The organism is Paraburkholderia sp. RL17-383-BIF-A (assembly GCF_046028015.1).
GTDB lineage: Bacteria > Pseudomonadota > Gammaproteobacteria > Burkholderiales > Burkholderiaceae > Paraburkholderia.
Genome location: NZ_JARESR010000002.1, coordinates 132165 through 153878 on the forward strand (window position 1 = coordinate 132165; position 21714 = coordinate 153878).

Here is a 21714-nt window from a genome sequence, read left to right on the forward strand (position 1 = left end):
TTGTGGCGTGGCGCTCAACATGGACACAAATCTATCAAGCCAAATTGCAAGCCAAAATATTGTTTTTAGATACAAAGCAAAGTTTTTACCTATACAGCGACGGACCGCTCGACGCGTGCAAGCGTGTAAGCGCGCTTTGCCGATCAATCGTCGAGATGCAGTCGCCGAATGTACGTCTCGCAGAACGACGCGAAGCGATGCACGACCTGGCGCGGTTTCATCGTACGTGACTGCGCAATGCCGAGCATCGTGGCGTTGACGTTGTCTTTGAAACGTTTAATGACGAACTCTTCACCGTCCACGGTGCGATTCGATTTGAGCGGAAAGTTCAGCAGGCTATAGCCGAGACCGTTGGCCACCATGCCGCGCACGACCTCCGGCTGCGACGAGCGGAACGCGGGCACAGGGCGGTTGCCCACCGCATCGAAGAGCGCGGCGAAATACTCGCGGCTGTGTGGCAGATCGAGCATTACATATGGCTCGGGCAGGAGATCCGCGAGCGACACCTTGCGGGCGCGCGCGAGGCGATGCGTGCGCGGCAGAATCGCATAAGGCGGCAGCGACAGCAGCGGCGTGAAGGCGATGTCCTCGGTCAGGTCGAGGCTATAGGTGAGGGCGATGTCGAGCGAACCGTCGTGCAGGCCACGCAGCAGGCCGTCCTGATGCGCTTCGACAGTGCGGAACGAAATGCCCGAGTGCTCGGCCGTGAAGCGGCTGATGAGCCTCGGCATGAGCGGCGGCGCGAGCGAAACGAGGCAGCCGAGCGCGATGGCGCCCGTCATGCCGCCGTCCATTTCCTTCGCGGCCATCTGCAATTCTTCCGCAATCTTCAGCAGATTGCGCGCTTGCCCAAGCAGATCGCGTCCCGCTTGCGTGAGCGAGAGTCCGCTTGCGTGATGCCGTATGAACAATTGCACACCGAACGACACTTCGAGGTCCGCGAGCGCCGTCGAGATGGACGGCTGCGAAATGTGCAGACGCTTCGCGGCGGCGGTGAAGGACAGCGCCTCCGCCGTGACCACGAAATAACGCAACTGGCGCAACGAGTAGCGCAGGGGGTGGCTCTCCATCGACGACGCTCCATGTCCAGGGCCTTCAATGGATGGGATTGTGCGGCGGCCAAAAAGACATGCATAGGAAAATCCGATGCTATGCATTTTTTAAATATATTTTTCAGATTCGGGACGGGCGCGTAGATTTTCACCGACACGAACGGCCCAAGGCGGTACGCGCCATTGAAAAACACGACTGGGTCCGCCACGGTGACGAGCGCTCGAAGGCCGCGAGGCCGCCACCGAATCGAAACATTCCGCCATTCAGAAGGACACAGCCATGACAGTGGAAACAACGTCAATCGATACGCTCGTGGTCGGTGCCGGCCAGGCCGGCATCGCCATGAGCGAACACCTGAGCAGGCTCGGCGTGCCACACCTCGTCCTGGAGCGCGATCGAATCGCCGAGCGCTGGCGCACGGGACGTTGGGATTCGCTGGTCGCCAACGGCCCCGCATGGCACGATCGGTTTCCCAATCTCGAGTTTGCGGAGGTCGACCCTGACGGATTCGCGCCGAAAGAGCAGGTCGCGGACTATTTCGTCGCCTATGCAAAGAAGTTCGATGCACCGATTCGCACCGGCGTAGAAGTCAGGAAGGTCGTGCGCAATGCGGGACGGCAGGGCTTCACGATCGAAACATCGGAGGGCACGATCGAGGCCAATCGCGTGGTGGTCGCCACCGGCCCTTTTCAACGCCCGGTGATTCCGCCGATCGCGCCGCAGGATTCGAGTCTCACGCAGATTCATTCCGCCGACTACCGCAATCCCGCACAATTGCCCGAGGGCGGCGTGTTGGTGGTGGGCGCGGGATCGTCAGGCGTGCAGATCGCCGACGAGTTGCAACGCGCGGGCAAGCGCGTCTATCTGTCGGTTGGCGCGCATGATCGCCCGCCGCGCGCCTATCGCGGCCGCGATTTCTGCTGGTGGCTGGGCGTGCTCGGCGAATGGGACGCGGAAGTCATGAAGCCCGGCAGGGAACACGTCACCATTGCGGTGAGCGGCGCGCGCGGCGGCCATACGGTGGACTTCCGGCGACTCGCGCAGCAGGGCATCACGCTCGTCGGATTGACGAAATCGTTCGAGCATGGCGTGGCGACTTTCGAAACGGATCTGGCGGAGAACATCGCGCGCGGCGACGAGAACTATCTGTCGCTGCTGGACGCGGCCGACGCTTATGCGGCCCGCAATGGCCTCGATCTTCCGGAGGAGCCCGAAGCCCGCATCATTCCCGCGGATCCGGATTGCGTGACGCATCCGTTGCACGATCTCGATCTGGCTAAAGCCGGCGTGACGTCGATTGTCTGGGCAACCGGCTATGCGCTCGATTTCAACTGGCTGAACGTCGACGCTTTCGATGAAAAGGGCAAGCCGAAACATCAGCGCGGCGTGTCGAAGGAACCCGGCGTTTACTTCCTCGGTCTGCCCTGGTTGTCGCGTCGTGGCTCTGCGTTTATCTGGGGCGTGTGGCACGACGCGAAGCACATCGCCGATCACATCATCACGCAGCGCAAATATCTCGCGTATTACGACGGTGCGCAGCCAGATGCACAGCACGGCCGCGACGAAAGCGGTGACAATACTTCCGGCCATTCACCTGTTCATAAAGTCAGCGCGATGGGCTGAACTGATGTGCATGCGTCTTTAATTCGCGATCCATTTCTTCCTAGCATTGAGGTGCATTGATGAGCCAACCTACGCACACCCGTATCCGCATGTTCAACACGAAGGATACGTATCCGAACCAGACCCTCGACAACGATCTTTGTCAGGCCGTGCGCGCCGGCAACACCGTGTATGTGCGCGGTCAGGTGGGCACGGATTTCGACGGCCGTCTGGTCGGCCTCGGCGATCCGCGCGCTCAGGCCGAGCAGGCCATGAAGAACGTCAAGCAGTTGCTCGAGGAGGCGGGCAGCGATTTGTCGCACGTCGTCAAGACGACGACGTTCCTGACAGACATCCGTTATCGCGAGCCGGTCTATCAGGAAGTCGGCAAGTGGCTGAAGGGCGTGTTTCCGATTTCCACGGGCCTGGTGGTGGTCGCACTGGGTCAGCCACAGTGGTTGATGGAAATCGATGTCGTCGCCGTCATTCCGGATGGATGGACGCCGCCGGCGGCTTAAGGAGCGGGACATGACATTCTCTATCGTCGGACGGTGTGCTGAGTCCGGGCAGCTTGGTATCGCGATCAGTTCGTCCAGCATCGCGGTGGGCGCGCGATGCCCGTGGGTGCGCGCAGGCGTGGGCGCGGTGGCGACGCAGAACGTCACACTGCCTGCGCTCGGCCCGCAGGTTCTCGATCTTCTGGAAAACGGACAGTTGGATCCGGCCGCCGCACTGGAGCAAGCGCTCGGCGGGAGCGAGTGGAGCGAGTACAGGCAGGTGACGGTGATCGATAGCCAGGGCCGCACGGCTTTCTTCAGCGGCAAGGAAGCGCTGGGCACCTATCACGCTGTTGCCGGCGCGCAATGCGTCGCGGCGGGCAACATGCTCGCCGGTGTCGAAGTGATCGAGGCGATGGTTCCTGCCTTCGAGCAGGCAGCCGGCACGCTGGCCGAGCGCCTGCTCGCGGCCATGCATGCCGCGATGGCTGCCGGCGGCGAAGCAGGCCCCGTGCATTCCGCGGCGCTCAAGATCGTGGGCGGGCAGAGTTGGCCGATCGTCGACTTGCGCGTCGATTGGGCGAATAAAGATCCCATCGGTCAGCTCGACGGTCTATGGCAGGCTTATCGGCCGCAGATGCAGGACTACATCACTCGCGCGTTGAATCCGACCGCCGCGCCCAGCTACGGAGTGCCAGGCAATGAATGACCGATCGAGCCGTGCGCTGCTCGAACGGCTGATCAGTTTCGCCACGGTCAGCCGCGACTCCAATCTGGAGATGATCGAGTTCATTCGGACTTACCTCGAGGAACTGGGTGTCGAGTGCGAGCTGTTCTACAACGCCGAGCGCACCAAGGCGAATCTGTTCGCGACCATCGGTCCGCGTGAGGGAGGCGGCGTCGTGCTGTCCGGGCACACCGACGTGGTGCCTGTTGACGGCCAGCCGTGGACCGTCGATGCATTTCGTCTCACCGAACGCGAAGGGCGGCTGTATGGCCGCGGCACGGCCGACATGAAAGGCTTTATCGCTTCGGTGCTGGCGGCGGTGCCCATGTTCATCGAACGGGAACTGAAGCTGCCGGTACACCTCGCGTTCTCGTACGACGAGGAAGTAGGATGCCTCGGCGTGCGTTCCATGCTGGCGGACCTGGAGCAGCGGCCGCACAAGCCGGCTCTGTGTCTGATCGGCGAGCCTACCGAGCTCAAGCCGGTGCTGGGTCACAAGGGTAAACTGGCAATGCGCTGTCACGTGAAAGGCGCGCCTTGTCATTCGGCTTACGCGCCTTATGGCGTCAACGCGATTCAATACGCGGCGCGGATGATCAGTCGTCTTGAAGAAATCGGCGAGCAGCTGGCGCAACCCGAGCATCACGACGAACGCTTCGATCCGCCGTTCTCGACCGTGCAGACGGGTGTGATCAAAGGCGGCCGTGCGCTCAACATCGTGCCGGCCGAATGCGAATTCGACTTCGAAGTGCGCGCGCTGCCTGGCTTTAATGCGCACACGGTGGCCGACCAGTTGCAAACTTACGCCGAAGCCGAGTTGTTGCCGAAGATGCGCGCCGTGAAGTCCGACACCGGCATCCGCCTTCAGCCGCTTTCCGCCTATCCGGGATTGGCGACATCGCCCGATAGCGAAGCGGCGCGGCTTCTCGCGCTGCTCAGCGGCTCGACTGAATTCGGCACGGTCGCATTCGGCACCGAGGGTGGGCTCTTCGAGCAGGCCGGCATTCCCACGGTGGTCTGCGGCCCGGGCAGTATGGACCAGGGACATAAGCCCGACGAGTTTGTCACCGTCGAGCAATTGCGCGATTGCGATGCGATGTTGATTCGCCTCGCGGACTACCTCTCGAGCGCATCCTTTCAATAATATTTCACTTACCGATTTCGAACATTCGCTCAATGATTTTTTAGCTTTTATTTTTGAAACATGTTAAAAAGCATTCCGTTATCGTATGTTGACATCAAGGCTTCACGTAAAGCGGCAAGACTGGCGTCGACGAATGACAAGCAGTAGCGATTGAAGTAATGCTTTTCAATTAAATATAAGAAATATCACGAGGCATCGAACGCTCGATTGAAGCGGCCTGAGGTCAGGCGCGCTGCGGGGAGCAGGCAGGCATCATGTCCGGTGATGCGTGTGTTCGGTGCAGCAGCGGTCGTCGCGGATCGGATTTGCCGGCGTAAAGGTGTAATGGCAAGTCGCATGGGCCTGATCCACGGTAGTACGGCCGCAAGGCGTTCGCTCGCGCGGACGCGGTGTCAGTACGCATTTGCCTTGCGCAAGTGCCTGCGAATACGCCATGCCCATCGAAAAACTCCTTGTTCCGCTACCGGCGGGCCTGAAAGTCTACGTTGAACGTCACGTATTCGATCCGGCCTTCGAGAGTGTCATTCTGATCAACGGCGCGTTAGCCACCACGGCGTCGTTTGGACAGACAATCAAATACCTCGGCGAACGCTATAACCCAATCTGTTTCGATTTACCCTATGCGGGGCAATCGAAAGCGCATAACGAATGCGGCTTCATTCTTACCAAAGACGATGAAGTCGACATTCTGTTGTATCTCATCGGCTTATTCGAGCCGGGCTTCCTGTTATCGGTGTCCTGGGGCGGCGTGGCGTCGCTGCTTGCGCTCTCGCGAGCGCGCACGAGCGTGCGCCGCGCGGTGATCGCGTCGTTCTCGCCGCTGCTCAACGAGGCCATGACCGCGTACGTGACCGCGGCGCGCGACTACATCGCCGCGGGCGAAAACCTGAAGGCCGCGCAACTGCTCAACGACACCGTGGGCTGTCATTTGCCGCGGATCATGAAGCTCTACAACTACCGCTACCTGTCGACGCTGCCGCGTGACGAGCAGCACCAGGTGGCGTTTCATGTCGACCAGATTCTGGCGATTCGCCCGGAGCAGTATCTGCACGAATTCAGCAACATAGACTGCGGACTGAAGTTCATCAACGGCGAGCTCGATGCGTACACCACGCCCGACGATGTCCGCTCGCTCGGCCATCATCTGAAGCGTGCGGAGTTTGCGACCATCGATCAGGCCGGGCATTTCCTCGATCTGGAAGGGCGCGCCGCGCTGCGTCAGGTGCGCACGGCGATTATGGATTACTTCGGCGCCGCGCCGGTTCAGCAACCCGTGCGCGCGCTCGACTGCTTCGACGCGCCGAGCGGCCGCGCATCGCTCCCGCTCGTGCCCGAACCCGCCATCGCGAACGTCGCAACTCCCGCGTTGCAGGCCGCTGCCGATCACTCGTTCTAACAGGTCGAACCATCGTGAATATCGCTCAGAGCATCGCCATCGTCGTACCGTGGACAGTGTGGTTGCTGTACTGGATCGCCACGTCGAACCAGGTCAAGGAGACCGCGCGAAAAGAGGCGTCCGTGTCGCGCACCTTGCAGTCGATTCCGTTGATCGCCGGCGGCGCACTAATCGTGTTGCCGGACTTCACTGCCGCGGCGTGGTCGTTCGACTCGCATTCGATCGGTGCGCTGCAATGCGCCGGCCTTGCCGTGCTGCTTGCCGGCCTCGCGTTTTCAGTGTGGGCGCGCCTGCATCTCGGCACCAACTGGAGCGTGTCGGTCACGCTGAAAGAAGATCATGAACTGGTCCGCAGCGGCCCGTACGGGCTCGTGCGGCACCCGATCTACACCGGTTGCCTGCTGGCGCTCGCGGGCGGCGTGCTGATCGGCATGCAATGGCGCGGCGCGCTCGGCTTGCTACTGATTTTCGCTTCGCTCGCGTACAAGGTGCGGGTGGAGGAGAGCTGGCTGACCGGCCACTTCGGCCGCGCCTATTCGCAGTATCGCCGCGACGTCGCTGCGTTGATCCCGGGTCTCTTCTGAGCCGCCGGGCATGACAAGAGTCATCATCACCGCAATCGGCTCCGCGGGCGACGTGCATCCGCTGCTCGGCATCGGCGCGGCACTCGCGGCGCGCGGACACGAGATCGTGTTCTGCACGCATCCGCCGTTCGCGGAAGCGGCGACGCGCCGCGGCTTCATGTTCGTGCCGATCGGCACGGCGGCCGACTACGCCGACGCGATGGCGAATCCGGCGCTATGGAATCCGCGCACGTCGTTTCGCACCTTGTGGGCGGTCATTGCGCCGACCCTGCGAGCGCATTTCGACACGCTGGCATCACTGACCACTCCCGACACGGTGCTGGTGGGCACGTTATGGGCTTTTTCCGCCCGGCTGATGCAGGAGCTATACCGGGTCGCGTTCGTATCCGTGCAGGTGTCGCCGTCCACCTTGCTTTCCGCGCACGCTCCGCCGACCCATCCGCGGCTCACCATTCCACGACGTTTGCCGTTCGCGGTAAAGGCAGCGCTGATGCGTTCGATCGAACGGTACGCGCTCGACAAGGTGTGCGGTCCGGCGCTGAACGCGTTGCGCGCGGAGCTGGGTCTCGAACCGGCCACGCGCATCTTCGGCAAATGGTTGCATTCGACCGATCGCGTGCTCTGTCTTTTTCCCGACTGGTTCGCGCAGCCGCAGCCCGACTGGCCGGCTCCGTATCGCATGAGCGGCTTTCCGTTGTTCAACGACACCGTTGCGTGCGCACCCGATCCGCAACTCGACGCGTTTCTCGCCGCGGGCGAACGGCCCGTGGTTTTCACGGCGGGCTCGACGTTGATCGATCAGGCGCGTTATGCGCGAGCGGTGCGCGACACGCTCCGCGAGAGCGGGTTGCGCGGCATTCTTTTGCGGCCCGACGCGCCTGTCGAGGATCGCTCCGCTGCGAATGAGGCGAGTTCGTTCTCCACGTGGATCGAGCGCCGCTATGTACCGCTGCAGACGCTGTTACCGCGTTGTCGCGCGCTGGTGCATCACGGCGGCATTGGCACGGCGGCGCTGGCGTATGCCGCCGGTATCCCTCAAGTCGTGACGCCATTCGCACACGATCAGTTCGACAACGCGCAGCGCGTCGTCGCGAGTGGGTGCGGGGTTCGGGTGGATGGACCGATCGAGGCGCGGACGTTGACCCGCGCGCTCAGGCAGGTGCTCGGGAGTCCGTCGATTGCGACGCAGTGCGGGCGCGTGCACGACCGGCTCGCCGCGTCGCCGGATGGATGCGAAGCGGCGGCGCGCGAGATCGAGGGTTTCATGCAGACGGGCGTGCGTGCGGCCGCCGACATTCGCGTGTTGTCGCCCGCGTTGGCGTTGAGCGGGCAGGGCGTATGAGCGCCGCAGCGCGAATGCCTGAGGGCGCAGGGTCAAGCGATGACGCGCGAGGCGGCGTGGACAGCGGGCGCGAAAAGCACAACGAGCACAACGAGCACAACAACCGAACCATGCGCGGCGCCCGCCTCGCGTTGCTCAACTTTGCGCTTTCGCTCGCGACTTTCATCGAGGTACTCGACTCGACGGTGACCAACGTGGCGGTCCCCGCCATTTCGGGTGGCCTCGGCGTGTCCAATAGCCAGGGCACGTGGGTGATCAGTTCCTACTCCGTCGCGGCCGCGATCGCCGTGCCGCTGACGGGATGGCTTTCGCGACGTCTCGGCGAAACCCGCCTCTTTCTCGCGGCGGTGATTCTTTTCACGCTGACGTCGCTGCTCTGCGGCGTGGCCGGCGACTTTCATCTGCTGGTCGTGTGCCGCGCATTGCAGGGCCTATTTTCGGGGCCGATGGTGCCGCTCTCGCAAACCATCCTGTTGCGTACGTTCCCACCCGACAAGCGCGTGGTGGCTCTTGCGCTGTGGGCGATGACCGTGCTGCTCGCGCCGATCCTCGGGCCCGTGGTCGGCGGCTGGATTATCGACAGCTTCTCGTGGCCGTGGATCTTCCTGATCAATCTGCCGATCGGCATCTTTTCGTTCGCGGTGTGCATGACACTGCTGCGTCCCGATACCCGCAACGCGCACGGTGCGAAAGCCGCGCCGGTCGATCTGCCGGGCATCGTGCTGCTGATCGTCGGCGTCGGGTCGTTGCAGGCCGTGCTCGATCTCGGCCATGACCGGGGCTGGTTCGATTCGCCGCTGATCCTGACGCTCGCCATCGTCGCCGCGCTTGCGATCGTGTCGCTGCTGATCTGGGAAGCGGGCGAGAAGGATCCGGTGATCGATCTCAGCCTGTTTCGCGACCGCACGTTCTCGTTTTGCGTGCTGATCATTTCACTCGGGATGATGAGTTTCTCGGTAGTCGGCGTGATCTTCCCGTTGTGGCTCCAGGCCGTGATGGGCTACACCGCGTTTCAGGCCGGGCTCGCCACTGCTCCGCTCGGCATACTCGCGCTGGTGTTCTCGATTCTCGTCGGCATTTTCTCGGCGCGTTTCGACGCGCGCGTGCTCGCCACGTTCGGCTTTCTGATCTTTGCGGGCGTGCTGTGGTGGGACGCGCACTTCACGCTGACGATGACCTTTACGCAGATCATTACGCCTGGCCTGATTCAGGGCATCGGCCTGCCGTGCTTTTTTATTCCGTTGACCGCCGCGACGCTCTCACGCGTGTCCGACGACAAACTCGCTGCGGCGTCCAGTCTGTCGAACTTTCTACGCACGCTGTCGGCGGCCTTCGGTACGGCGATGAGCGTGACGCTGTGGGACAACCGCGCGCTGTATCACTACGACGTGGTTGCGCAGTCGGTGGCGAAGTCGTCCGGCAACACGCAGCGCTTCGTTCAGATCCTGCACGGCATGGGTATCGACGGCGCGCGCGAACTGAGCACGTTGCACCATATCGTGCAGCAACAGGCGTACATGATGGCGACCGGCGACATGTTCTACATGGCGAGCATCACCTGCCTCGTGCTCGCCGCGATGATGTGGCTGACGCGTCCCAAACGCGGCGCCGCGATGACCTTAGGTCACTAGGAGCAGAGTCATGACGATCCTGGGCGCGTTGATCATCCTGTTTCATCCGGGCGAGGCGCAGTTGATGCGAGCAGTGGCGATGCGCGACGAGTGCGACCGCCTGCTGGTGGTCGACAATTCTCCGCAGCCGGACAGTCGCGCGGCCCTGGTGCTGGGCGAAGCAGGGATCGAGCTGCTGCATCACGGCAATCGCCACGGCATTGCCGGTGCATTCAACTGCGGCCTCAGTGTACTGTTCGAGCGGGGCGCGGATGCGGTCGCGCTGTTCGACCAGGATTCCGAAGCGCCGTCCGGCTATTTCGACGTGATGCGCGACCGGTGTGCGTCGGTGAACGGTACTGCGTTCATGGCCGGCCCGCGCATCTTCGATGAAAACGATCAACGCTTTCTGCCGGAACTGTCGACCAGCGGTCTGGGTGTCGAAAGATTGTCGTTGCGCATGGATGCTGGCTTGCAGCGCTGCGCGTTCCTGATCTCGTCGGGTTGCGTGATTTCGCGTGAAGCGTTCGCGCGGCTCGGCCGCTTCGACGAATCGCTGTTCATCGATCACGTGGACACCGAGTATTGCCTGCGTGCGCTGCTGCGCAATGTGCCTGTCTATGTCGTGCCGTCGCTGGTGCTGTCGCATCGGATCGGCACGCGCCACCGCCATCAATTAGGCCCCTTCGAAGTGACGACGATGAATCACCCTGCATTGCGCCGCTACTACAGCGCGCGTAACGCGATGCAGCTGGCGCTGCAATATGGACTGCGTCTGCCGGTCGCGGTCGTACCGAACCTGTTGACGCTATGGCAGATCGTGCAGATCGTGCTGCTGGAGAAACACAAGCTCGACAAACTGAATGCGATTGCGCTGGGGCTTATAGATGGATTGTTCGCCCGGATGGGGCCGCTTGGAGAAACCCGTCCTCGGCTCGCGGCCAGACTGGCGAGGGCGGCGGCCGTGAATGCGCCAGCGGCTACTGAAGGTGCGATGCCTCGCACGCACCACTCATGAAGCAGCCGATGCGACGCCTGATGCGCCACCTCATTCGCCATTCGTGCGCCTTGCTGCTGATTGCATCGGCACTGAGCGGCTGCGTCAGCGATGCGGGTCTGCATGCGAACGTTCAGCCTCGCAAACCTTCCGCCGATGCGCTCGCGCAAACCGCTGGTCCGGGCACCCACGGCGCGTGGCCCGCGCCGGACTGGGTCGGGCGGTATCGCGATTCGCAACTGGATGAACTGGTTGCCGAAGCCCTGCAGAATAATCCCGGCCTGCAGGTCGCGAAGGCACGCGTGAGCGCCGCGCAGGCGCAGCTCGAACAGTTCGCGTCGCTGATGGGCCTCACGGGCACGGCGGTGGCGACCGTGAGCAAAACCCGCTTGCCTCAGCCGGCGGATGTCGCCAACGTTTCAGTCGGCGGCCAGCAGATTCCGGTGCAGGTGTTCAACGACCCGACGGTGTCGCCCGCCGCGCTGATCGCGGGCTTGAGCTATCAGCTCGATCTGTGGGGCAGGAATGCGGCGCTCTCACGCGGTCTGCTCTCGTCTCGCGACGCGGCACGGATCGATGCCGAGCAGGTGCGGCTCACGCTGACAGTCGCGCTGGTCACGCTCTACTGCGAACTCGACCGCGCGTTCGCGATGCAGGACATTCTGCGGCAGAAGCAGCAGGCGGCGGAGCGGGTCGATGCGGTGTTGCGCGAACGTAGCGCGCGCGGCCTCGATAACGCCTACGACGCCGCGGATGCAACGCTCAAGCAAAGCCGGCTTGCCGCGCAGCAGGCGCTCAACGACGAGCGCATCACGCTGACCGAGTTGCAGATCGGGGTCATGACGGGGCGCGGGCCGGAGCGCGGTTTGTCGCTTCATCGGCCGCAACTGGCCGCGGCGGCCGACGCGCCGATGCCGGCGCAACTGCCGGTCGATCTGCTGGGACGTCGCCCCGATATCGTGGCGGCGCGGTTACGCGCCGAAGCGGCACTCGCGAGCGTCGATGTCACGCGTGCGCAGTTCTATCCCGACGTGAATCTCGTGGCGTTTGCCGGCTTGACTGCGTTGACGCCTGCCGCGCTGTTCTCGCGCGCGGCGATGACCGGCTCGATCGGCCCGGCCATCTCGTTGCCGGTGTTCGACCGGACCCGCCTGCGCGCGCAACTCGGCGGCGACTATGCGAATGTCGACGCGACGGTGAGCCTCTACAACAAGACCGTCGACGAAGCGCTCGGCGAGGTCGCGCGTCAGCTCACTTCATTGCGCACGGTGGACACGCTCACGAACGAGCAGACTCGCGCGGTGGATGCGGCCGCACGTATCGTCGCGATTGCCGAGGAGCGGCACCGGCGCGGTATCGGCATGCAGAAGGACGTGACGCTCGCCGATCTCTCGCTGCTCGACGAACGCGCGCAGCAGGTCGATCTGCAGGGCCGCCGCAGGCTGTTGCAGGTTGCGCTGGTCGGCGCGCTCGGCGGCGGCTTCGACGAACGCAAGGTGGCCGGCGCACCGCTCTCGCACTATCAGACTTCTTTTCCCTCTCACGCGCGCATTACGGATACGCACTTCGATTGAATGCACAACGATAAACAGGCACATGATGCCGCCGGCTGGACCGAGGAACAGGTCAACGCGGCAAACGTAGCGCACGGCGCGCACGATCGCATCCGGGCGACGCGCCGGCGTCGCTTCGCCATTTTCTTCGGCATGGTGGCGCTCGCCGGCGCCGCATGGGCGACGTGGTGGGGGTTGAGCGCGCGCTTCTTTGAGGAGACCGACGACGCCTACGTCGCCGGCAATATCGTCCAGATCGCCGCGCAGATACCGGGTACTGTCACCGATATTCTGGTGGACAACACGCGCCAGGTACGCGCGGGTGAGGCGCTCGTCAGGCTCGACGACGCCGAAGCGGCCGCGGCGTTCGCCCAGGCGCGCGCGCAACTGACGCTGGCCGTGCGGCAGGTGGCGAACGCAACGATCTCGCGCAAGCTGTACGTGCAATCCATCGACGCGCGCCGTGCCGAACTGGCGTTGGCGCAGCGTGCGCTGGCGGCGCGCGACCACGCGTCAGTCGAAGTCGTGTCGCCGGAAGAACTGGCGCGCGCCCGCGAGGCGGTGGCCGTGGCGCAGGCGAATCTGGCTTCGGCGCAGGTTCAGCTGGACGCCGCGCGCGCGCTCGGCGGCAAATTCCCGGTCGAGGCGAGCCCACCCGTTCTGCAAGCTGCGGCGCAATTGCGCCTCGCTTATCGCAATCTGCAACGCACGACTATCGTGTCGCCCGTCGACGGCACGGTCGGCCAGCGCTCGGTACAGATCGGTCAGCAGGTCGGGCCGGGTCTCGCGCTGATGTCGATCATTCCGCTCGAACGGTTGTGGGTCGAGGCCAACTTCAAGGAAGGGCAGATCCGCAGCATGCGCGTGGGGCAGGCGGTGCGCATCGTGTCGGATGTGTACGGCTCGCAGGTGGTGTATCACGGCCGCGTCGAAGGCTTTTCGGCGGGCACGGGTAGCGCGTTTTCGATGCTGCCGTCGCAGAACGCCGCGGGCAACTGGATCAAGGTCGTGCAGCGCGTGCCGATCGTGATCTCGCTCGACCCGGCTGATCTCGCCGCGCATCCGTTGCGGCTCGGCTTGTCGATGCAGGTGTCGGTGGATACGCATGTGCGCAGCGGACATCTGATCGGCAACGATACGCCGGCGCCGACGCAAAGTACGCGCGTGCATGACAACGTGTCGCGCGATGCGGACGCGTTGATCGAGAAGATCATTCGGGAGAATAGCGGCCGCGGCGGTGACAGTTAGCGATCCGCGGCGTCACGGTTTTCCGCACCACGACTGAACTGCGCAACGGCCAGCGCCCAGGCCGCGATAGCTCGCCGACCGGCGTCGCGATCACTCCGTTTCATTGTCGTCGGTGTCCGCATTGGCGGTCGCTGCTTCCTGATTCATGGCGGCGGCTGCGAGTGTCGTGGCAAGCTCCGGGTGTGTTTCCTTCCGCTCGCTGTAGCGATCGGTCAGATAGTTCGACCTGTCACGCACCAGCAGCGTGAACTTGTACAGTTCCTCCATCACGTCGACCACGCGGTCGTAGTACGCCGAGGGCTTCATCCGGCCGCTTGCGTCGAATTCCTGCCAGGCCTTCGCCACCGACGACTGATTCGGAATGGTCACCATACGCATCCACCGGCCGAGAATGCGCAACGCGTTCACGGCGTTGAACGACTGCGAGCCGCCGCACACCTGCATCACCGCGAGCGTACGGCCTTGCGTTGGCCGAACGCCGCCGCTTTCGAGCGGCAGCCAGTCGATCTGGTTCTTGAATACGGCCGTCAGGGTGCCGTGACGTTCCGGGCTGCACCAGACCTGTCCTTCCGACCACTCCGAGAGTTCGCGCAGTTCGACCACCTTCGGATGGTCGGCCGGCACGCTGTCCACCAGCGGCAAACCGTGTGGATCAAAAACCCGGGTTTCCGCGCCGAAATGGCGCAGGATGCGTTCGGCTTCGAATGTGAGAAGCCGGCTATATGAGGTGGCGCGTAACGAGCCATACAGCAGCAGGATTCGTGGAGCATGTTGTGAAACCGTACCCGGTTCGAGCTTGCGCAGATCCGGCGTGTCGAGGTGCGGCGCGCTGACGTTGGGGAGATCCTGCGTCATTAAAGGAGCCTCCGTCCTTCGCTATCGACAACCTGCTCGCCGTCTTCTTTCGCGAATGAGCCCTGCTGCGCGGCGGGCAGGATATCGAGCACCGCCTCGGACGGACGGCACAGGCGCACACCAAGCGGCGTAATCACAAACGGACGGTTGATCAGGATCGGATGTTCCAGCATGGCGTCGAGCAACTGCTCATCGCTCAGGGATGCATCGCCCAGACCCAGTTCCGCGTAGGGCGTGCCCTTTTCGCGCAGCGCAGCGCGTACGGTCAAGCCGGCGCGAGCAATGAGCTGCTTCAGTGTCTCCCGCTCAGGCGGGGTCTTCAGATACTCGATTATTTCCGGCTCGATCCCGGCATTGCGGATCATGGCTAGCGTGTTGCGCGACGTGCCGCAGTCGGGATTGTGATAGATCGTGACGTTCATAGCGGTTCCCCATTGCTGATGTGTTTCGCTTCGTACCAGTGCTGAGAACGGTTGACAATGCCGACGACGAACAGCATCACTGGCACCTCGATCAGCACACCGACCACCGTGGCGAGTGCCGCACCGGAATGAAACCCGAACAGGCTGATTGCCGTGGCGACGGCCAGTTCGAAGAAATTGCTGGCGCCGATCAGACTGGACGGCCCCGCAACACAATGCGCGACGCCGAGCCGGCGGTTCAACAGGTACGCAAGGCCGGAGTTGAAGAACACCTGAATGAGGATCGGCACCGCGAGCATGGCGATAACGAGCGGCTCCCGGATGATCGCTTGCCCCTGAAACGCAAACAGCAGCACGAGTGTTGCGAGCAAGGCGCTGATCGAATAGGGGCCCATGCGTGCGACCGCCTGGCGGAAATACGCGTCGCCCCGGGCCAGCAGATGCCGGCGCAGAAACTGGGCGAGCACCACGGGGATCACGATGTACAGTCCGACCGACATGAGCAGCGTATCCCACGGCACCGTGATCGCGGACAGACCGAGCAACAGCGCAACAAGCGGCGCAAAAGCCACGATCATGATGGAGTCGTTCAGGGCGACTTGCGAAAGCGTGAAATACGGATCGCCCTTGCAGAGTTGCGACCAGACGAACACCATCGCCGTGCAGGGCGCGGCGGCCAGCAGGATCAGGCCTGCGATATAGCTGTCGAGTTGATCGGCGGGAAGCCACGGCGCAAACACATGGCGGATGAAAATCCAGCCGAGCAGCGCCATTGAGAATGGTTTGACGAACCAGTTCACGAACAGCGTGACACCAATGCCGCGCCACTGGCTCTTGACCTGAGACATCGCCGCAAAGTCGATCTTGACCAGCATCGGGATGATCATCACCCAGATCAGCGCGCCGACCGGCAGATTGACCTGCGCCACTTCCATGCGGGCGATTGCCTGGAAGAGCAGGGGAAGCAGCTGGCCGAGGAGGATGCCGCCAACGATGCAGAGCACAACCCAGACCGTCAGGTAACGCTCGAAAAAACCGATAGCCGGTCGTTCGCCGCCGGCCGCTGTATTAGTGCTGCTCATTAAATTCCTCTACACGGCTGGCGCCAACGTCAGGGATTGCTGTCTGAATCGCGTTGTGATCGAACAGGGCAAGGTAAAGCCGGCTGTTGTCACTCAGATTCGCAACCGCGATAGGGCTGCGGCGACGCTTCATGCTTTGTCTGCGCAGCAGCCTGGAAGAGTGCTCGCCGCGCAGGTCTCTCCCGCGCAACAGTTCTCGGTCAGGAAGCCGATCAAACCGGTCATGGCGTCAAAGTTCGCCGTGTAGATGACGAACCGTCCGTCCTGTCGCGGCGTCACAAGATCCGCATGTGACAGATCCTTCAGGTGAAACGAAAGGCTTGAAGGGGAAAGCCCGAGCTGCTGGGCGATTTCACCGGCAGCCATGCCGTCCGGGCCGGCTACGACCAGCAGCCGGAAGATCGCGAGGCGCGATTCATGGGCGAGCGCGCTCAAGGCGCGTACAACGAGGTATGAGTCCATACCGTAACGATAGAGGTTTTGTTTCTATATTTCAAGTATTGTTGAAATGAAGATGAGGCCGGATGAGGCGGCATGTGGCGGTGCTCGATAGGCGAGCGGTCAACCCCGCTCGGTGGCGGACCGCTGGTTCGATGCAGCGCTCGCGCCGACCAGAAAATTCTTTGTTGTTTGAAAATATCAACAGTGGATTCTTGTGTTGTCCCGCATTTTCGATAATGAATGTGAATGTTGTCCCGCCACGCGGGTGCGCAGCATCGCTTCCCGCACCTGCCTGGCCCCATTGCCACTCATTCTTTCGCCGGGTGTTTCCATGTCCAAGACCAAACCAGAAGAATCGCTCACCGCACCGGCCACCGGAATCCGCAAAGGTCTCACGAACTATGGTGACAGCGGCTTCTCGCTGTTCTTGCGCAAAGCCTTCATCAAAGGGGCCGGTTACACGGACGAAGCGCTGGATCGGCCGGTAGTCGGCATCTCCAACACCGGCAGCGCGTACAACCCGTGCCATGGCAACGCGCCGCAATTGATCGAGGCGGTCAAGCGCGGCGTGATGCTGGCTGGCGGCTTGCCGATGGATTTCCCGACCATTTCCATCCATGAGAGTTTTTCGCAGCCGACCAGCATGTACCTGCGCAACCTGATGTCGATGGATACCGAGGAGATGATCCGTGCCCAGCCGATGGACGCGGTCATACTGATCGGCGGTTGCGACAAGACCGTGCCGGCGCAGTTAATGGGCGCTGCATCGGCGAACATTCCCGCCATCCAGCTGATCACGGGTTCCATGCTGACTGGTTCCCACCGTGGCGAGCGCGTCGGGGCGTGCACCGATTGCCGGCGCTACTGGGGACAATTTCGCGCGGACGAGATCGATAGCCAGGAAATCGCCGCCGTGAACAACCAGCTGGTGGCGAGCGTGGGCACCTGTTCGGTGATGGGTACCGCCAGCACCATGGCTTGCGTGGCCGAAGCGTTGGGGATGACCGTGCCGGGCGGCGCATCGCCGCCGGCCGTGACCGCGGACCGTATCCGCATCGCGGAGGAGACGGGCGCCCAGGCCGTGCGGATGGCGCGGAGCGGCCTGACCATCGACAGGATCCTCACCGCCGATGCATTCGAGAACGCCATACGCGTGTTGTTGGCGATCGGCGGCTCGACCAACGCGATCGTTCACCTGACCGCCATAGCGGGACGCATGGGACTGGATGTCGATCTGCAGGCACTGGACCGCATGGGCCGCGAAACGCCGGTGTTGCTGGACCTGAAACCATCCGGCCAGCACTACATGGAAGACTTTCATCATGCCGGCGGCATGGCGACGTTGCTGCGCGAACTCAAGCCGCTGCTCAAGCTCGATGCGATGACGGTGACTGGCCGCACACTGGGCGAGGAGATCGAACTGGCCGGCCCCGGCTTCGAGCAGAACGTGGTGCGCACCATCGCCGACCCGATTTATCCGCAAGGCGGCATTGCCGTTCTGACGGGCAACCTCGCGCCTCGCGGCGCGATCATCAAGCAATCGGCCGCCAATGCCCGGCTCATGCAGCACGAGGGGCGCGCGGTCGTGTTCGAGAACGTCAAGGACATGGCTGAGCGTATCGACTCGGACGATCTCGATGTCACGGCGGACGACATTCTGATACTGAAGAACATCGGCCCGAAAGGCGCACCGGGGATGCCTGAAGCCGGCTACATTCCCATCCCGAAGAAGCTCGCGCGCGCGGGTGTGAAGGACATCGTGCGGATATCCGACGGGCGCATGAGCGGCACCGCCTTCGGCACCATCGTGCTGCACGTGACGCCCGAGGCGGCCGTCGGCGGCCCGTTGGCGCATGTGCAGAACGGTGACCGCATCCGGCTGAATGTGTCGGCCCGTGAAATCGCGCTACTCGTATCGGACACCGAACTGGCGCGCCGCGCGGCCGCCGCGCCCATCGATATGCCGACTGCCGAGCGCGGCTATCAGAAGCTGTTCCTCGACACCGTGTTACAGGCCGACCAGGGCGTCGATTTCGATTTCTTGCGCGCGCCGAGGCGTGTCGGCACGACGCCGAAGGGCTAACGAGTCCGCCCCTCACCGTAGGACACGGGCGGGGCGGCTCGTTGCGCAACACCTCGTGCGCTTAGGCGTTGAAGCCGCCATCAATGGTCAGGTTCGCGCCGGTGACGAATCCCGCTTCCGGGCTGGTCACATAGGCAACCATGCCGGCAATTTCGTCGGGATGCGCGTGGCGCTGGATCGCCATCAGGCCGTGCAGCGCAGTGGCAAAGTCGCCGGACTCGGGATTCATATCCGTATCGGTCGGGCCCGGCTGAACGTTGTTGACCGTAATTCCCCGCGGCCCGAGATCGCGGGCCAACCCTTGAACCAGCCCTTGCAGGGCGGACTTGCTCATCGCATAGGCCGCGCCGCCGGCGAACGGCATGCGCTCGGCATTGCAGCTACCGATGTTCACGATACGGCCGCCATTGCCCATATGCGGCAGAACAGCCTTGATGGCGACGAACACCGCCCGGACGTTGACTTGGAGCGTGGTGTCGAAGTCTTCCAGCGAGAAGCTGTCCACCGGGCCCATCAAAAGAACGCCTGCGTTGTTGACGAGGATGTCGATCTTGCCGAACTTCGCAGCGGCCTCGTCGATGGCGCGGGTCAAAGCGCTGGCGTCGCCGGCGTCCGCCTGCAGCGCAATGGCTCGTCCGCCTTGGTCCGCAATGCTTTGAGCAAGTGCATTGGCGGTGGCCGCCGAGCCTTTGTAGGTGAAGGCCACGGCTGCGCCGTCTTGCGCGAGGCGCCGCACGATCGCCGCGCCAATCCCACGGCCGCCGCCGGTCACGAACGCCACTTTGCCAGTCAGATTCGAAGTCATGTTGTGTTCCCAGAAGAGTTGATGAAAGGAGTATCGTCCTGACATTCAAGCTTGAGTAGCGGGTGATCTAGACTATCTCTTTCAACCATTTGTATCAAATGATCATGGAAGCGCTCAACCTGGTCGAATCGTTTCTTCTCAGCGCAGAGCACGGGAGTTTCTCCGCGGCGGCTCGTCGACTGGGTCTGACGCCGGCCGCGGTCAGCAAAAACGTGGCGAGACTGGAGGCGACGCTTGGACTGCGGCTGTTCCAGCGCAGCACACGCAGTCTCACGCTGACCGCAGCCGGCGAGCAGTTTCTGAGTGACGTCACCCAGCCTTTTACGGCCTTGCAGGATGCGTTCGCCAATGTCGTCACGCAAGACGGAAAACCGGCCGGGACGCTCAAGGTTAGCCTGGGACTCGCATTCGGCCGTGAGTATCTGGTGCCGCTGCTCGGCGAATTCCTCGATTTATATCCAGCGATCGTACCGGACTGGCATTTTGACAACCGGCCTGTCGATCTGATTGCCGGCGGCTTCGACGTGGCTATCGGCGGCGGAATAGAACTGACACCGGGGATCGTAGCGCGTGAACTTGCGCGCACGCATGTGATCGTCGCCGCGTCTCCTGCGTACATGTCGAGCCGCACGATGCCGAAACACCCGTCGGAACTCAGCCAATTCGATGGGATCGCGCGTCGCTCGGCCGAGACCGGACGCCTCAGGGTGTGGACGCTCAAGAACCAGGTTGGCGAACAATGCCAGGCGGAGTGTCGAACGCGCATCATCCTGGATGACCCTGAGGCGATCGCGCACGCGGCAATTCTCGGCTACGGCGTCGCGTTCCTGCCGATGCCCCACGCGTTCCGCTGGCTATCGAGCGGCGCGCTGGTGCGTTTGCTGCCGGCCTGGTACGCCGAGCAGGGTCCGATTTCGCTCTATTACCCGAACAAGAAACTGCTTCCGGCAAAGACGCGGGTGTTCATTGAGTTCGTGGCGGCCGCGTTTAAAAGGCAGAAGTACGCGTCTAAGTTCGACGCGCGCTAATAGACGAAAACTGATCAATCAGAATGACGGTTTGCCGACAGGCGCCCGAATGACTTCGAAAGTCGGTCGAGCCGAACTGGTCTGTCTTCTTCAACAACAGACCACCTGTGGAAGTCGGGCGCCGCGAAACGCTCAGGTAGATCTTGTGGCCGTCGGCTAGTGCCTGTCTTGCGAGATTCCGCGCAGATTTTCGCGGACGCGTTTAGCGACGAGAACCGTCAGATAGTCCAGCACGCGCGCCCCGTCACTGTATTGGGCCCACGTCTCAGCGTACATCCTCGATACGGTCTCGGTCGGGGTGTTGGTGTCAGATGCAATTGCCTTGACGACGTCGTCAAAGTTGAGGTCGGCCATTACGTGCTCCTGGCGTTCAAAGAGAGGGATGCAAGCCAGCGGAAGTCGATTAGACGACGTTGCCGGCCTGCGCGCAAATTGAATCGGCCTATGGTTGACGCATGTCAGTTGTCGTCGACTTGTCTGAACATACTGAGCAATCTTCCAGTACGCGGTGTGCCTACTCCATAGTAAAAAAGTCATCCGGGCCTGATCCTCGCCCGTGTATAGCGCGCGTCACACAAAAGCTGTCCTATCAACGACTTGTCGAGCTTGCCCATGTGTTGTCCACAGCCTTGCGAACAGATTCTGTGGACAGTTTTCGGCTCATGCGGCGCGTCGGGACCATTCATCCTGCTGCCAGGAAAGATTTCTTAAACGGTATATACTGTTTATATCGTTTGTTAAATCTGGAGTTGACCATGATTGAACCCCGCGTCAGGAAGGCGACGAAGAAGGCCTCTCACTTTCCGAAGCATGCCAATGGCCATGCGCTACCCGAGGAGAGGCAGGCGGAAGCGCCGGAAGCGGTAGCCGCCGATACTCGGGCTGCTCCGACAAAGGCGAAGAAACAAAAGCGTGTGGTGCCGCAGGAAGCCACACCAATCGAGATAGCCGTAGAGGAAAAAGCGCAGCGTCAAAAGAAGGAGAAGGTCGTACGTGACAGCTTCACAATGCCGAAGTCCGACTATGAAAAGATTGCGGCACTGAAACAGAAGTGCCTGGACGCGGGCGTGTCGGTGAAGAAGAGTGAGCTTCTGCGAGCGGGCTTGGTTCTGCTCGAGACGGCATCAATGAAACGCCTGCTTGAGGCGATTTCGGCTGTCGAAACAGTCAAAACCGGTAGGCCCGCAAAATCGTAACGCGGCGCTTGCTGTGCTGCGGGCAACCCTCGCCGGCACGGCATGTGCC

21 protein-coding genes are annotated in these 21714 nt (G+C 62.5%); 14 read left to right on the top strand and 7 right to left on the bottom strand.

Features of this window, described 5'->3' with window-relative positions:
* Positions 1-143: 143 nt before the first annotated feature.
* Positions 144-1070 carry a LysR family transcriptional regulator gene (locus P0D71_RS02850; protein ID WP_408347556.1) on the bottom strand — a complete coding sequence of 309 codons (927 nt, stop codon included), beginning with the start codon at positions 1068-1070 and terminating at the stop codon, positions 144-146.
* Between the two features lie 262 nt (positions 1071-1332).
* Between P0D71_RS02850 and P0D71_RS02855 the strand changes: the two genes are divergently transcribed.
* The 11 genes from P0D71_RS02855 (at position 1333) to P0D71_RS02905 (ending at position 13753) form a co-directional block, all read left to right on the top strand.
* A complete protein-coding gene (locus P0D71_RS02855; RefSeq protein ID WP_408300646.1) occupies positions 1333-2676 on the top strand; it encodes a flavin-containing monooxygenase in 1344 nt (447 codons plus the stop codon).
* A gap of 59 nt (positions 2677-2735) precedes the next feature.
* Positions 2736-3173 (top strand): RidA family protein, encoded by a 438-nt coding sequence (locus tag P0D71_RS02860; protein ID WP_408184574.1) that lies wholly within the window; start codon positions 2736-2738, stop codon positions 3171-3173.
* A 10-nt stretch (positions 3174-3183) separates the two neighbouring features.
* Entirely contained in the window at positions 3184-3861 is a 678-nt protein-coding gene (locus tag P0D71_RS02865) for a DUF1028 domain-containing protein (protein ID WP_408479228.1), read from the top strand.
* Positions 3854-5023 carry an acetylornithine deacetylase gene (gene argE / locus P0D71_RS02870; protein ID WP_408479229.1) on the top strand — a complete coding sequence of 390 codons (1170 nt, stop codon included), beginning with the start codon at positions 3854-3856 and terminating at the stop codon, positions 5021-5023. Before P0D71_RS02865 ends, argE begins: the two co-directional genes overlap by 8 nt.
* A gap of 433 nt (positions 5024-5456) precedes the next feature.
* A complete protein-coding gene (locus P0D71_RS02875; RefSeq protein WP_091792822.1) occupies positions 5457-6419 on the top strand; it encodes an alpha/beta fold hydrolase in 963 nt (320 codons plus the stop codon).
* A 14-nt stretch (positions 6420-6433) separates the two neighbouring features.
* Positions 6434-7003 carry a methyltransferase family protein gene (locus P0D71_RS02880; RefSeq protein WP_408479230.1) on the top strand — a complete coding sequence of 190 codons (570 nt, stop codon included), beginning with the start codon at positions 6434-6436 and terminating at the stop codon, positions 7001-7003.
* Positions 7004-7013: 10 nt separating this feature from the next.
* Positions 7014-8345, top strand: a complete 1332-nt coding sequence (locus P0D71_RS02885) for a glycosyltransferase (protein WP_408479231.1) — start codon at positions 7014-7016, stop codon at positions 8343-8345.
* A gap of 110 nt (positions 8346-8455) precedes the next feature.
* Positions 8456-9976: a DHA2 family efflux MFS transporter permease subunit gene (locus tag P0D71_RS02890; protein ID WP_408479314.1), complete on the top strand. Its 1521-nt coding sequence runs from the start codon at positions 8456-8458 to the stop codon at positions 9974-9976.
* Positions 9977-9986: 10 nt separating this feature from the next.
* Positions 9987-10973: a glycosyltransferase family 2 protein gene (locus tag P0D71_RS02895; protein ID WP_408479232.1), complete on the top strand. Its 987-nt coding sequence runs from the start codon at positions 9987-9989 to the stop codon at positions 10971-10973.
* A complete protein-coding gene (locus P0D71_RS02900) occupies positions 10970-12526 on the top strand; it encodes an efflux transporter outer membrane subunit (protein ID WP_408479233.1) in 1557 nt (518 codons plus the stop codon). The genes P0D71_RS02895 and P0D71_RS02900 overlap by 4 nt, the downstream gene beginning before the upstream one ends.
* Positions 12527-13753: an HlyD family secretion protein gene (locus P0D71_RS02905; RefSeq protein ID WP_408479234.1), complete on the top strand. Its 1227-nt coding sequence runs from the start codon at positions 12527-12529 to the stop codon at positions 13751-13753.
* Positions 13754-13843: 90 nt separating this feature from the next.
* On the opposite strand, the gene arsH is transcribed toward P0D71_RS02905, so the two are convergent.
* The 4 genes from arsH to P0D71_RS02925 form a co-directional block, all read right to left on the bottom strand.
* Complete coding sequence (gene arsH, locus P0D71_RS02910; RefSeq protein WP_408479235.1) at positions 13844-14608, bottom strand: arsenical resistance protein ArsH; 765 nt, start codon at positions 14606-14608, stop codon at positions 13844-13846.
* Positions 14608-15030, bottom strand: coding sequence for an arsenate reductase (glutaredoxin) (gene arsC / locus P0D71_RS02915; protein WP_091792828.1), 423 nt, complete (start codon positions 15028-15030; stop codon positions 14608-14610). The genes arsH and arsC overlap by 1 nt, the downstream gene beginning before the upstream one ends.
* A complete protein-coding gene (arsB, locus tag P0D71_RS02920; protein WP_408479236.1) occupies positions 15027-16112 on the bottom strand; it encodes an ACR3 family arsenite efflux transporter in 1086 nt (361 codons plus the stop codon). Before arsB ends, arsC begins: the two co-directional genes overlap by 4 nt.
* Positions 16113-16241: 129 nt before the next feature.
* Positions 16242-16574: an ArsR/SmtB family transcription factor gene (locus tag P0D71_RS02925; protein WP_408479237.1), complete on the bottom strand. Its 333-nt coding sequence runs from the start codon at positions 16572-16574 to the stop codon at positions 16242-16244.
* 310 nt (positions 16575-16884) lie between these two features.
* Between P0D71_RS02925 and P0D71_RS02930 the strand changes: the two genes are divergently transcribed.
* Positions 16885-18636, top strand: coding sequence for an IlvD/Edd family dehydratase (locus P0D71_RS02930; protein WP_408479238.1), 1752 nt, complete (start codon positions 16885-16887; stop codon positions 18634-18636).
* 61 nt (positions 18637-18697) lie between these two features.
* Here P0D71_RS02930 and P0D71_RS02935 read toward each other — a convergent pair whose 3' ends face one another.
* Positions 18698-19441 carry an SDR family oxidoreductase gene (locus P0D71_RS02935; RefSeq protein WP_408479239.1) on the bottom strand — a complete coding sequence of 248 codons (744 nt, stop codon included), beginning with the start codon at positions 19439-19441 and terminating at the stop codon, positions 18698-18700.
* Between the two features lie 104 nt (positions 19442-19545).
* Between P0D71_RS02935 and P0D71_RS02940 the strand changes: the two genes are divergently transcribed.
* On the top strand, positions 19546-20469 hold the full coding sequence (locus tag P0D71_RS02940; RefSeq protein ID WP_408479240.1) for a LysR family transcriptional regulator: 924 nt from the start codon (positions 19546-19548) through the stop codon (positions 20467-20469).
* A 156-nt stretch (positions 20470-20625) separates the two neighbouring features.
* Here P0D71_RS02940 and P0D71_RS02945 read toward each other — a convergent pair whose 3' ends face one another.
* A complete protein-coding gene (locus P0D71_RS02945) occupies positions 20626-20823 on the bottom strand; it encodes a DUF3562 domain-containing protein (protein ID WP_091792833.1) in 198 nt (65 codons plus the stop codon).
* Between the two features lie 401 nt (positions 20824-21224).
* On the opposite strand from P0D71_RS02945, the gene P0D71_RS02950 reads away from it, so the two are divergent.
* The gene (locus P0D71_RS02950) at positions 21225-21665 is read left to right on the top strand and encodes a hypothetical protein (RefSeq protein WP_408184560.1); all 441 of its coding nucleotides are present in this window, start codon (positions 21225-21227) and stop codon (positions 21663-21665) included.
* Positions 21666-21714: the final 49 nt, after the last annotated feature.